Annotated in this window: 10 protein-coding genes; 4 read left to right on the top strand and 6 right to left on the bottom strand. The window is 60.8% G+C overall.

The features are described 5' to 3' along the window. Nucleotides 1–156 precede the first annotated feature (156 nt). The 5 genes from BKX96_RS19785 to BKX96_RS19805 all read right to left on the bottom strand — a co-directional run bounded on the left by BKX96_RS19785 (nt 157) and on the right by BKX96_RS19805 (nt 7,055). Nucleotides 157–450 (bottom strand): hypothetical protein, encoded by a 294-nt coding sequence (locus BKX96_RS19785; RefSeq protein ID WP_077185260.1) that lies wholly within the window; start codon nt 448–450, stop codon nt 157–159. A gap of 323 nt (nt 451–773) precedes the next feature. Further along, the gene (locus tag BKX96_RS19790; RefSeq protein WP_046818842.1) at nt 774–2,093 is read right to left on the bottom strand and encodes an MFS transporter; all 1,320 of its coding nucleotides are present in this window, start codon (nt 2,091–2,093) and stop codon (nt 774–776) included. Between the two features lie 202 nt (nt 2,094–2,295). After that, entirely contained in the window at nt 2,296–3,627 is a 1,332-nt protein-coding gene (mifR, locus tag BKX96_RS19795; protein ID WP_046818841.1) for a two-component system response regulator MifR, read from the bottom strand. Further along, the gene (mifS, locus tag BKX96_RS19800) at nt 3,612–5,387 is read right to left on the bottom strand and encodes a sensor histidine kinase (RefSeq protein ID WP_077185263.1); all 1,776 of its coding nucleotides are present in this window, start codon (nt 5,385–5,387) and stop codon (nt 3,612–3,614) included. The genes mifR and mifS overlap by 16 nt, the downstream gene beginning before the upstream one ends. A 144-nt stretch (nt 5,388–5,531) precedes the next feature. Then, the gene (locus BKX96_RS19805; protein ID WP_008061943.1) at nt 5,532–7,055 is read right to left on the bottom strand and encodes a fumarate hydratase; all 1,524 of its coding nucleotides are present in this window, start codon (nt 7,053–7,055) and stop codon (nt 5,532–5,534) included. A 323-nt stretch (nt 7,056–7,378) separates the two neighbouring features. Here BKX96_RS19805 and BKX96_RS19810 point away from each other — a divergent pair, with 323 nt between their 5' ends. Continuing rightward, complete coding sequence (locus BKX96_RS19810) at nt 7,379–8,485, top strand: GGDEF domain-containing protein (protein WP_077185265.1); 1,107 nt, start codon at nt 7,379–7,381, stop codon at nt 8,483–8,485. Then, nucleotides 8,478–9,413 carry an iron-sulfur-binding ferredoxin reductase gene (locus BKX96_RS19815; protein WP_077185267.1) on the top strand — a complete coding sequence of 312 codons (936 nt, stop codon included), beginning with the start codon at nt 8,478–8,480 and terminating at the stop codon, nt 9,411–9,413. The genes BKX96_RS19810 and BKX96_RS19815 overlap by 8 nt, the downstream gene beginning before the upstream one ends. 337 nt (nt 9,414–9,750) lie before the next feature. Here BKX96_RS19815 and pyk read toward each other — a convergent pair whose 3' ends face one another. Further along, nucleotides 9,751–11,202 (bottom strand): pyruvate kinase, encoded by a 1,452-nt coding sequence (pyk, locus tag BKX96_RS19820; protein ID WP_046818836.1) that lies wholly within the window; start codon nt 11,200–11,202, stop codon nt 9,751–9,753. Between the two features lie 172 nt (nt 11,203–11,374). Here pyk and BKX96_RS19825 point away from each other — a divergent pair, with 172 nt between their 5' ends. Beyond that, nucleotides 11,375–11,749, top strand: coding sequence for a tetratricopeptide repeat protein (locus tag BKX96_RS19825; RefSeq protein WP_046818835.1), 375 nt, complete (start codon nt 11,375–11,377; stop codon nt 11,747–11,749). A gap of 241 nt (nt 11,750–11,990) precedes the next feature. Continuing rightward, nucleotides 11,991–12,350 carry a PilZ domain-containing protein gene (locus tag BKX96_RS19830; protein ID WP_046818834.1) on the top strand — a complete coding sequence of 120 codons (360 nt, stop codon included), beginning with the start codon at nt 11,991–11,993 and terminating at the stop codon, nt 12,348–12,350. Nucleotides 12,351–12,366: the final 16 nt, after the last annotated feature.

Below are 12,366 nucleotides of genomic sequence, written 5' to 3' on the forward strand. Positions count from 1 at the left end.
GCGAAATCGGTGTGTCATGCAACAGAAATGTTGAATGTAAAACCGCATTCGCGAGCAAGCCCGCTCCCACAGGTTCTATGGTTTGCCCGCAGATTTTCGGTGCCACAGAAATGACTAAGCCCGGCCGAAGCCGGGCTGTGATGCCGCTTGAATGAATCAGCTGACGGAAGCGCCGCCAGTATGGTCGTAGCCATCTTCGGCGACAGTGGCGCCGCCAGTACGGTCGTAGCCATCTTCGGCGACGGTGGCGCCGCCAGTACGGTCATAGCCATCTTCAGCGATGGTCGCGGAGCCGGTGCGGTCGTAGCCATCGGCGGCGACTGTGGCGGAGCCAGTGCGGTCATAACCATCGGCGGCAACGGCGGAGCCTGTGCGGTCGAATCCGTCGGCGGCAAAGGTGTTGGCGGCCAATACGGACAGGGCGATGGCGAGGATCAGTTTGGTTTTCATGTTCATTTCTCCAGGTTCTTTGGCGTTTTGTGTCTTGGGTATGGGTTTCATGCTACGCCAATTAAACTGATTAAAAAGCGCAAAATAATGCTAAGAACAATCGATTAATTAGATGTTAAGGCCGTCAGGCTTTTTCGCTATCAGAAGCTGAATGAGCGAATCGCAGTCAATCGAGTGGACGTGTTCAGGATGGCGGGCGGGCATTAACTCGTGATTAATCCGTCTGACGCTGTGCATGACAGATTTTTCCTACAGCGCTCAGGACAAACAAAAAAGGGGCAGATCCCGACGGACTGCCCCCTTTTGCCAAGACGCGCCTGGACTTAGTCGGTGAGGATCCGCGAATGCTTGCGGGTGTCTTTCATGGTGATGTAGACCAGCAACGACACGGCGATGCAGGCAGTGACATACCAGTAGTAACCGGTTTCCATGCCAATGCTCTTGAACCATAGCGCGATGTATTCAGCGGTGCCGCCGAAGATCGACACGGTCAGGGCATACGGCAGGCCCACGCCCAGGGCGCGAATTTCGGTCGGGAACAGTTCGGCCTTCACTACCGCGTTGATCGAGGTGTAGCCGCTGACGATGATCAGCGCCGCCATGATCAGGAAGAACGCGCCCCACCAGGTCTGGATGGTGTGCAGGGTGGTGAGGATCGGCACGGTGAACAGTGTGCCCAGAATGCCGAAGGCAATCAGGATTGGTCGGCGGCCGATTTTGTCCGAGAGCCCGCCGATGATCGGTTGCAGGCACATGAACAGGAACAGCGTGGCCGCAGAAATGGTGGTGGAGTCGGAGATGCTCATGCCGACAGTGTTTACCAGGTATTTCTGCATGTAGGTGGTGTAGGTGTAGAACGCCAGCGTACCGCCCATGGTCAAGCCGACCACGGTCATCAGTTCTTTTGGATGGCGCATCAAGGTGCGCATCGCGCTTTCCTTGGCCTTTTCCTTCTTGGTGAAGGACTCGGTTTCTTCCATGCCACGACGCAGGTATAGCGCGACCACGGCACACAGCGCGCCGATGGCGAAAGGGATGCGCCAGCCCCAGGCATACAGTTCTTCGGTGGTCAGTACGTTTTGCAGGATGATCAGTACGGCCAGCGCTATGAGCTGACCGGAGATCAGGGTCACGTACTGGAAGCTGGAGTAGAAACCACGACGTTCCTTGGTCGCCATTTCGCTGAGGTAGGTGGCGGAGGTGCCGTACTCGCCACCGACCGACAGGCCCTGCAGCAGACGGGCGAACACCAGCAGGATCGGCGCGCCGATGCCGATGATTTCATAGCCGGGGCTCAGGGCGATCAGCAGCGAGCCGAAGCACATCAGGTAGACCGAGGCCATCAGCGCCTTTTTGCGGCCCACCTTGTCGGCGTACAGGCCCATCAACCAGCCGCCGATCGGACGCATCAGGAAACCCACGGCGAAGATCGCGGCGGTATTCAGCAGTTGTGCGGTGGTGTCGCCTTTGGGGAAAAAGGTCTTGGCGAAGTACAGCGAGAAAGCGGCGTAGACGTACCAGTCATACCACTCGACCATGTTGCCCACGGAACCGCTGAAGATCGATTTGATGCGGCTGGAGGTGGTTCGTTCTTTTGTCGGCACGGCAGCCGACCCACGGGGCAGGGTATTGGAGTTATCCATTGAAGGATCCTTCGTTTAATTATTTTTTGTGGAGCGCGCGTTAACGCAGCCTGCGGGGGCTATAGCAGGAGCTGTGCCAACAGGGAGAAGGCCGGTTTAGAGGGGTTTGGTAGAGTGGATGAGCGGAAATCCGCTTATGAAGGAATGGTTGTGAGCGGAAATTCGCCGAGCCTGATCGTTCCCACGCGGAGCGTGGGAACGATCATTCACCGAGGAACATCTCCCGGTTCAATCCATGCCGCTGCATTTTTTCATTGAATGTCCGGCGCGGCAGTTGCAGCTCTTCGAGCACCGCTTTCACATCACCCTTGTGCCGGGTCAACGCCGCGCGCAGGCACTGCGCTTCAAAGGCTTCCTGTTGCGCCGCCAGTGACTGCCCGGGCTCTATGCCCGCCGGTACAGGCTCGCCAAGTCCCAACACCTGACGCTCGGCAACATTCGCCAGTTCACGCACATTGCCCGGCCAGTCGTGACTCAACAGATGGCTCAGCTGCGGCCCGCTCAACGGCGCAAAGGTGCGGCCCAGGCGCTCGGCGGCACTGCGGGCAAAGGCCTCGTACAACAACGGAATGTCTTCGCGGCGGTCGCGCAAGGGTGGCAGGCGCAACTCAGCGACGTTCAGACGGTAAGCCAGGTCCTCGCGAAAACGTCCGGCCCGCGCTTCCTCGAGCAAGTCCGGTTTGGTCGCGGCGATGATCCGCAAGTCCACGCGAATACTTTGGTTTGAACCCAATCGCTCGAGCTTTTGCTCCTGCAACACCCGCAACAATTTCACCTGCTGCGCCAGGGGCATGCTTTCGATTTCATCGAGAAACAGCGTGCCGCCATCGGCGTATTCAAGCTTGCCGATGCGCTTGCCCTGGGCGCCGGTGAATGCGCCACTTTCGTGGCCGAACAGCTCGGCCTCGAACAGTTGTTCGGGGATGGCCGCGCAGTTCAAGGCGACGAAGGGTTTATCGGCACGTGGGCCGAAGTCGTGCAGGCAACGGGCAACCAGCTCCTTGCCGCTGCCGGTTTCGCCGCGGATCAAGACGTTGACCGGTAGCGCCGCCAGATCGAGCACCTGCCGGCGCAAGGTCTGCAAGCTACGGGAAACACCGAGCAAGGTGGCGTCAAGTTTGGCGCGGTTGTCCGCCTGTTCATGCAGGGCACGGTTTTCCAGGACCAGCCGGCGCTTGTCCAGCGCCCGGCGCAAACTGCCGAGGAGGGTTTCGGGGCTGAAGGGTTTTTCCAGGAAATCGTAGGCGCCATCGCGCATCGCGTCGACCGCCATGGGCACATCGCCGTGGCCCGTCAGCAGAATCACCGGCAAATCGGCGTCGCGGCGCTGTACTTCGGCCAGCAGTTCCAGGCCGCTCATGCCGGGCATGCGCACGTCGCTCAGAATCACCCCGGCAAAATGCCTGGGCAACTGCGCCAGGCACTCGTCGGCGCGGCTGAACAACTGCACTTCGAAACCCGACAGGCTCAGCCACTGCTCGACGGCGCTGCGAATGCTGCTTTCGTCGTCGACCACCATCACTGAATTGAGCATGAACCGTGCGCCTCCAGGTCGATCGGCAAGGTCAGGGAGAACACCGCGCCTTTGTCATGATTATCCGCCGTCAGGCGTCCACCCGATTCATGAACGATAGCGAAGGACACCGCCAGGCCGATACCCAGGCCATCGCCCACCGGTTTGGTGGTGAAGAACGGGTCGAACACTTTCGACAGATGTTCTTCGGCAATCCCGCCGCCGTTGTCGATGACGCTCAGGCGCCACGCTTGCTCTTGGGCTTCGAGGCGAATCTCCAGACGCTTGCAGGGTTTGTCCTGCATCGCATCCAGGGCATTGCGCAGCAGATTGATCAGCACTTGCTCCAGGCGAATCGCATCGCCACGCACCCAGGCCGGTCGCGTCAGGTGCAGCACGGTGCTGACCTGTTCGTCGCGCAATCGTGTGTCGAGCAGTTGCAGCGCCTGGTCCACCACCGAGGCCAGGTCCAGGCGTTCGCGCAAGCCACTGGGGCTTTTGCGGGCGAAGGTCTTCAGGTGACCGGTGAGCGCGGCCATGCGCGTGAGCATTTCATCCAGCGGCTTGAGCGCCTTGTAGGCTTCGTCGACCCGGCCGTGGTCGAGCAGCAGCCGCAGGGTCGCCAATTGCATGCGCTGGGCGGTCAGCGGCTGGTTGATCTCGTGGGCGAGGGCGGCGGACATCTGGCCGAGGGCGGCCAGTTTGGCCGATTGCACCAGGCCTTCCTGAGCGGTGCGCAGGTCGCGGGTACGTTCTTCAACCAGTTGCTCGAGTTCTTCGCGGCTGCGCTGGCGCAGTTTGGCCAGGCGCCAGCGCTGGTTGAGAAACAGCAGCAGAAACACCAGCGTCAGCCAAATACCCGCTGCAGCGAGTGCGGCGTTACGACTGTCTTCAAAGGCAACCTGCGGGCGGCGCAGCAGGTGCAGGGTCCAGCCTTCGGCGGCCAGCGGCAGGGATTCCCACAGGTAATCGGCCGGGCCGTCGGGGCCATCGACCCGTGCCAGGTCGCTGTTTTCGTCGAAGCGGCGCAATGATCGGTATTCAAGCGGCATCAGCGGCTGCTTGTCGTATTGGCGGGTGGTCTTGAGTTCGGCGCGATCGATGTCGCTCAGCGGTTTCAGGTGCCGATACCGCCAGCCCGGCTGGTTGGCGATGAAGATGATGCCGCGGGCGTCGCTGACCAGCAGGGTGTCGCTACCCTGGCGCCATTCGCGTTCCAGCTCGGGAAACTCCAGTTTCACCACCATGGCGCCGAGAAACTGGCCATCGTCGTTAGTCACCGCGCTGGAGAGGAAGTAGCCCGGAATTCCACTGGTCACCCCCACGGCGTAAAAACGCCCGGTGCCTTGGGTGCGGGTCTGGTTGAAGTAGGGGCGAAAACCGTAGTTGTGGCCGACGTAGCTGCTGGGCAAACGCCAGTTGCTCGCTGCCACGGCCAGGCCGGTGCGATCGAGCAGTTCCAGGGTCGAAGACTCGGCGGCGCCGTTGATCTGTTCCAGTTTGCGGTTGAGCACCTCCTGTTGCCCGGGGCTCACCGGGCCTTTGAGTGCGTCGCGCAATTGCGGGTCGAGTGCCAGCACGGAGGGCAGGGCGCGGTAGCGTTCGATCAGGGTATGCAGGGAGGTGGCATACAGCGCCAATTGCTGATTGGCACGGGCTGCGTCATCGACCAGTGACTGGCGCACGGTTTGACGAACGGCCAGGGTCGCGGCGAGGGCGGCGCCAGCGATGATCAACAGGGTATACAGCGCCAGGCGCAAAGGACGAGAGGATTCAAACATGCTTGGGCATTACACAGGTGTACGGGGGCGCACCATACCATGGGGCTTTGCTGTCATCCCATAAAAGCGGCTCTTGCAAAAGCAGGCAATAAAAAAGGCGACAGGAGCATCCCCCTGTCGCCTTTTTCGTGCCGGTCGAAGCGCTTACTGCACTTCTACCGCCAGGCTTTCACTGATCTTTTGCTGCCAGATGGCAGGACCGGTGATGTGCACGGACTCGCCCTTGCTGTCGACCGCAACGGTCACAGGCATGTCCTTGACGTCGAACTCGTAGATCGCTTCCATGCCCAGTTCGGCGAAAGCGACAACGCGGGATTTCTTGATCGCTTGCGCCACCAGGTAAGCCGCGCCGCCCACTGCCATCAGGTAAACGGCCTTGTGGTCCTTGATCGCGTCGATGGCGGTAGGACCGCGCTCGGATTTGCCGATCATGCCCAGCAGGCCGGTTTGCTCGAGGATCTGGCGGGTGAACTTGTCCATCCGCGTCGCGGTGGTCGGGCCAGCCGGGCCAACCACTTCTTCGCGAACCGGATCAACCGGGCCGACGTAATAGATGAAGCGACCCTTGAGGTCCACCGGCAGGGTTTCACCCTTGTTCAGCATCTCGACCATGCGCTTGTGCGCAGCGTCGCGACCGGTGAGCATCTTGCCGTTGAGCAAGACGGTTTCGCCCGGTTTCCAGCTCTGCACTTCTTCCGGGGTCAGGGTGTCGAGGTTGACGCGACGGGCCGACGGGCCGGCTTCCCAGACGATTTCCGGGTAGGCGTCCAGCGGTGGCGCTTCCAGCGAGGCCGGGCCGGAACCGTCGAGCACGAAGTGGGCGTGACGGGTGGCGGCGCAGTTCGGGATCATGCACACCGGCAACGAAGCGGCGTGGGTCGGGTAGTCCATGATCTTCACGTCGAGCACGGTGGTCAGGCCACCGAGGCCCTGGGCGCCGATGCCCAGCTGGTTGACCTTCTCGAACAGCTCCAGGCGCATTTCTTCAATGCGGTTCTGCGGGCCACGGGCCTTCAGCTCGTGAATGTCGATGGATTCCATCAACACTTCCTTGGCCATGACCGCGGCTTTCTCGGCGGTGCCGCCGATGCCGATGCCGAGCATGCCCGGTGGGCACCAGCCGGCGCCCATGGTCGGAACGGTCTTCAGAACCCAGTCGACGATCGAGTCGGACGGGTTGAGCATGGCCATTTTCGACTTGTTCTCGGAACCGCCGCCCTTGGCCGCCACGTCCACTTCCACGGTATTACCCGGGACGATGGAGTAATGGATAACGGCCGGGGTGTTGTCCTTGGTGTTCTTGCGAGCGCCCGCCGGGTCGGCGAGGATCGAAGCACGCAGGACGTTTTCCGGCAGGTTGTAGGCGCGACGCACGCCTTCGTTGATCATGTCGTCCAGGCCCATGGTGGCGCCATCCCAACGAACGTCCATGCCCACCCGGACAAACACGGTCACGATGCCGGTGTCCTGGCAGATCGGGCGGTGGCCGGTGGCGCACATGCGCGAGTTGATCAGGATCTGCGCCATCGAATCGCGAGCTGCCGGCGATTCTTCACGCAGGTAGGCCTCGTGCATCGCCTGGATGAAATCCACGGGGTGGTAGTAGGAAATGAACTGCAGGGCGTCGGCAACGCTCTGAATCAGGTCGTCTTGCTTGATCACGGTCATGAGTCGCGCTCCTCTAAAAGACGGGAACATTCAATAAGGTGCTTGCAGCTTGGGTGCATCGGTCGGTTGCAAGCACCTTTCAAGGCACGCCGGGCATGCTGGCGCGACGCTAAAAAGGCGCGGCAGTATAACGCGCCTTGCTGGCGGGTACACGCGTCGGTGGTCAAACCTTGGTCTCATTGTCGTAGCCGATCCCCGCTATGGGCAAAGTGCCTGCAACCCCTGAAAATTGAATGGTCATTTATCGGCCGCACCACTAAAGTGGCAATCGGTCTGTAGAGTAGGACGCTCTGTCAGTCTCCTTTCATAGGGTGAGTCAACGATTGACCCATAACGCCATCCAGCGCCTGTTGCTCAAACGTTTTGCCCTCGCGGCCGGCACCTATGCCTTGGCTTTGCTGCTGCTGTGGCTGGCGTTTTTTACCGGTCATTACGATGAGCCGCTGGCCAATGTCGCCGTTGGCAGCGCACTCGTGGTCATCAGCCAGGCGGCGTTGTTCGTGGTGTTCTACAGCGGCTGCAACCTGCGTTTTTCCGACCCCAGCCTGACCGAGGCGCAGGTATTGCTGGGGCTGGGCTGGCAAACCTGGCTGATTGTCAATCTGGATGAGGCACGCGGCGCGTTCCTGGTGTTCTACGTGCTGATTCTGTTGTTCGGGCTGTTTCATCTGTCGCGCCGCGCGTTTGCCCGGTGCGCGTTGCTGGTGTTCTTCAGTTTCAGCGCGATCACGCTGTGGGAGGGCTACCACTTTCAGCTGGCCGACCCGGCGCTGGCGGTGTTGCAGGTGTGCGTGCTGTTTATTGTCCTGGTCTGGCTTGAGGTGTACGCCCGTCACGTCCAGTCTTCACGCCTGCGCATGCGCCAGCGCCGCTTCGCCTTGCAGGCTCACCAGGACACGTTGCGCGGGATGATGCGCCAGCTCGAGGACCTGGTGGCTACCGACGAGTTGACCGGGCTGTTCAATCGCCGGCATTTCCTGGGCCTGGCTTCACGGGAACTGGAAGCCATGGACGCCGGCGTCGTGCATGGCCTTGCGCTGATCGATCTCGATCATTTCAAGCGCATCAATGACCTTCACGGCCATGCGGCTGGGGATCAGGTGCTGCAGGCTTTTGCCGGCGTGGCGTCGGCCTGCCTGCGTGACGGTGATGTCCTGGCACGCTACGGCGGAGAAGAGTTCGTGGTGTTACTGCCTGATTGCGATGCCGAACGGTTGACCGCCTGTTGCGAGCGGCTGCGCATCGCCTTTACCGATGTCCAGCTGATTGGCTTGAAGGTGGGCAGTCTCAGCCTTTGCGCCGGCATGACCCTGCTGGAAATGGGCGATGATCTCGATGAAGCCTTGCAGCGGGCAGACCAGGCGCTTTATCGCGCCAAGCGTGACGGCCGCAATCGTTGCGCGGCGGCATGGGAAAATGTCGATGCCTGAATTACGCGTGGGCGATCGCCAATGGTCGGTGACAGCCGGCACAAACCTGCTCGATGCCCTGAATCAGAACGGTGTGCCCGTACCCTACAGCTGCCGCGCCGGCAGTTGTCATGCGTGCCTGGTGCAGTGCGTGCAGGGGTTGCCGAGCGATAGCCGCCCCGATGCCCTGAGCGCGGAGCAGCGTCAGCAAGGCTGGCGCCTGGCCTGCCAGTGCCAGGTGGTCGAGGACTTGCAAGTGCACACCTTCGACCCGCAACAGGACGGTCGTCCGGCCGAGGTCGCCGCCGCCGATTGGTTGAGCCCCAACGTATTGCGCTTGCGCCTGACTGCACTGCGGCCATTGCGCTACAGGGCCGGCCAGCATCTGGTGCTGTGGGCGGGTAACGTGGCGCGGCCGTACTCCCTTGCCAGCCTCCCGGAAGAGGACCGCTTTCTCGAGTTTCACCTCGATTGTCGCCAGTCGGGGGAATTTTGCGACGCGGCCCGTCAGCTGAATATCGGTGACCCGATCCGTCTCGGCGAGTTGCGCGGCGGGGCCTTGCAATACGACCCGGACTGGCACGACCGACCGCTGTGGCTGATGGCGGCCGGCACCGGATTGGGACCTTTGTTTGGGGTGTTGCGAGAAGCGTTACGCCAGGATCATCGAGGCGCCATTCGCGTCATTCACCTGGCGCACGATGCCAACGAGCATTATCTGGCCAAACCACTGCAAGCCCTGGCGGCCAGTCGCCCGAACCTGACGGTTGAATTCTGGACGCCGGCCGAGTTACCAGCGGCCTTGACACAACTGCGTCTTGTTTCCCGACAAACCCTGGCCTTGGTCTGCGGAGCCCCCGACAGCGTCGACGTCTTTGCCCGGCGCCTGTATCTGGCGGGACTGCCGCGCAATCAGCTGTTGGCCGACGTGTTCCTGAGCCGTGGCTGAACGCTGATATTCCAGTGGTCGGCCACTCTGACCATCCCGTTGGCGATCTGCGGGTGCAACGTGTCAGCCGTGGTAGCGAATTACCACACTCCTGAATTCTGATAGGCCGGCAATGACAATTTTGTCGTTTGTGCTGCAACTGAAATGGTCATTTCTCTCTCCCTGGAATGTTCTGCAGGCATATCTGCAGTTATTCATTAGTAAAACCGCGGAGGAAAAATAGGAACTGTCAACGTTGACAGCTGGCGCTTGGCCATTAGAGAGAGCTGACTCCTTCAAACGAAAAAAAGCCCCGCCATTCACATGGCAGGGCTTTTACTTTTCAGCGCTCGATCACTCAGACCATTGGATCGCCAACGTGCAGGATTTTCATGCCGTTGGTGCCGCCGGTGGTGTGGTAGCTGTCGCCCTTGGTCAGGATGACCCAGTCGCCTTTCTGTACGACGCCGCGCTTGACCAGCTCGTCGATCGCCTTCTGGCTGACTTCGTTCGGCGCCAGCGACGCCGGGTCGAACGGGATGGTGTACACGCCACGGAACATGGCCGCGCGGGCCTGGGCTTCGCGGTGCGGGGTGAACGCATAGATCGGCACCGAGGAGCGGATGCGCGACATGATCAGCGGGGTGTAGCCACTTTCGGTCAGGGCGATGATCGCCTTCACGCCCGGGAAGTGGTTGGCGGTGTACATGGTCGCCAGTGCAATGCTTTCGTCACAGCGCGTGAATTCCTTGCCAATACGGTGGCTGGAGGTCTTGCTGGTCGGGTGCTTTTCAGCGCCGACACAGATGCGCGCCATCGCCTGAACGGCTTCCAGCGGATACAGGCCGGCAGCACTTTCGGCCGAAAGCATCACGGCGTCGGTGTAGTCGAGCACGGCGTTGGCTACGTCAGAGACTTCAGCGCGGGTCGGCATCGGGTTCTGGATCATCGACTCCATCATCTGGGTCGCCACGATCACGGCCTTGTTGTGGCGGCGTGCGTGCAGAATGATCTTCTTCTGGATGCCCACCAGCTCGGCGTCGCCGATTTCCACACCGAGGTCGCCACGGGCCACCATCACGGCGTCGGAGGCTTTGATCAGGCCGTCGAGGGTATCGTCATCGGCCACGGCTTCGGCGCGTTCGATCTTCGCCACCAGCCAGGCAGTACCGCCGGCTTCGTCGCGCAGTTGACGGGCGTATTCCATGTCGGCGGCATCGCGCGGGAAGGAAACCGCGAGGTAGTCGACTTCCATTTCCGCAGCGAGCTTGATGTCAGCCTTGTCTTTTTCAGTCAGGGCCGGAGCGGTCAGGCCGCCACCACGACGGTTGATGCCTTTGTGGTCCGACAGCGGGCCGCCGATGGTCACGGTGCAGTTCAGTTCGGTGGCAGTGGCGGTATCGACGCGCATCACCACGCGACCGTCGTCGAGCAGCAGCTCGTCGCCTACGCCGCAGTCCTTGACCAGGTCCGGGTAGTCGATGCCGACCACTTGCTGGTTGCCTTCGGTCAGGGGATGGCTGGTGGAGAAGGTGAATTGATCACCGATCTTCAGCTCGATCTTTTTGTTGGCAAATTTGGCGATACGGATTTTCGGGCCTTGCAGGTCACCCAGCAATGCAACGAAACGGCCGTGCTTGGCGGCCAGGTCACGCACCAGCTTCGCGCGAGCCTTGTGCTCGTCGGGGGTGCCGTGGGAGAAGTTCAGGCGGGCGACGTCCAGGCCAGCCAGGATCAGCTGTTCGAGAACTTCCGGCGAGTTACTGGCCGGGCCAAGGGTGGCGACGATTTTGGTACGACGGACGGACATGCAAAGACTCCTGAGTTCAAGCGCTGAGTGAGGCTACTATGCTCTTGGGGTGTAGTCATTGTTCATGTGCACTACTTATTCGTTTGTTTATTGAACCGAACACTTTTGGTTGTCGGCAGCCTGAAGATTTTGAGCCATGGGTCGATACAGAACTCAAGTCAGGAGAACTCCCATGCGATTCGTGCTCATAGCCGTCCTTGCCCTCAGTGTCGTGGGCTGCACCCGTTGGTCGATGAACCATCATTTGAATCTTGCCTACAGTGCCTATGACCGCGGTAATTGCGAGCAAGTGACACTCGAGCTGTCCAAGGTCGAACGCGCCAGTCGCGCGCGGCCTTATGTGTGGCCGGAAGTGTCGATGCTGCGCGGTCTGTGCCTGGAGCGGCAGAAACTGTTTGTCGATGCGGCGCAAACCTACCAGTTCATCATCGCGTCATACCCGCAAAGCGAATACGCCTACCGCGCCCAGGCGCGCCTGGAAACCTTGCAAGCGCTGGGCCACTACCCGCTGCGCAGTTCGGCGGCGGTGCGTCCTACCCGCTTCTGATTGTGATTATCATTGGGTGGCTGGCTCACCGGCGACGGTGAGCTATAGTCGAATAAAGCGGTTTGGAGCCTCGCCTCGAAACCGACGTAACACCCGTGATCGGCAGGAGTAAGCGGCAGCGGTTCATGGACTGTCGCACCAGGATCGGGGAGAGCGCGCCCATGCCTTATGCAACAGCAGGCAGGCACGTTCCGAAGCATTAGTGCGGCCCTGCTTAAGGGCCTGGCTGGGCGAATTGCGCATGTTCACTGACCGCCGTATCGAGCGGCATCAACTGCCGTACTTTCTGAAAGTGTTCAACAGTGTCACCGACAAGCCGATTGGGTTTCTGGGCAACGTCTCCGAAGACGGGCTGATGCTCATCAGTCAGTTGCCGATGATGATCGGTGCCGATTTCGGTTTGCGCCTGAAAATCCCCGCGAGCGACGGGTGTATGCAGGTCATCGATTTGCAGGCGTGTTGCTTGTGGTGCCACGAGGACGAAACACCGCACCATTACGACGCCGGGTTCAGCCTGCAACGGGCACCGCCGGAGTATGGGCAGTTGGTGGAGGCATTGAAGCAATACTTCAGTTTCCAGCCGTTGCCGGCTTCGGCCTGATCTGGCAAGCGTTGCG

Origin of the sequence: Pseudomonas putida (assembly GCF_001976065.1) — a bacterium.
Classification (GTDB): Bacteria; Pseudomonadota; Gammaproteobacteria; order Pseudomonadales; family Pseudomonadaceae; genus Aquipseudomonas; species Aquipseudomonas serbica.

Bases quoted from the DNA above. Each gene is read 5' to 3' on its own strand.
- BKX96_RS19785 (WP_077185260.1), bottom strand. From the start codon at position 450: ATGAAAACCAAACTGATCCTCGCCATCGCCCTGTCCGTATTGGCCGCC.
- BKX96_RS19790 (WP_046818842.1), bottom strand. From the start codon at position 2,093: ATGGATAACTCCAATACCCTGCCCCGTGGGTCGGCTGCCGTGCCGACA.
- mifR (WP_046818841.1), bottom strand. From the start codon at position 3,627: ATGCTCAATTCAGTGATGGTGGTCGACGACGAAAGCAGCATTCGCAGC.
- mifS (WP_077185263.1), bottom strand. From the start codon at position 5,387: ATGTTTGAATCCTCTCGTCCTTTGCGCCTGGCGCTGTATACCCTGTTG.
- BKX96_RS19805 (WP_008061943.1), bottom strand. From the start codon at position 7,055: ATGACCGTGATCAAGCAAGACGACCTGATTCAGAGCGTTGCCGACGCC.
- BKX96_RS19815 (WP_077185267.1), top strand. From the start codon at position 8,478: ATGCCTGAATTACGCGTGGGCGATCGCCAATGGTCGGTGACAGCCGGC.
- pyk (WP_046818836.1), bottom strand. From the start codon at position 11,202: ATGTCCGTCCGTCGTACCAAAATCGTCGCCACCCTTGGCCCGGCCAGT.
- BKX96_RS19825 (WP_046818835.1), top strand. From the start codon at position 11,375: ATGCGATTCGTGCTCATAGCCGTCCTTGCCCTCAGTGTCGTGGGCTGC.
- BKX96_RS19830 (WP_046818834.1), top strand. From the start codon at position 11,991: ATGTTCACTGACCGCCGTATCGAGCGGCATCAACTGCCGTACTTTCTG.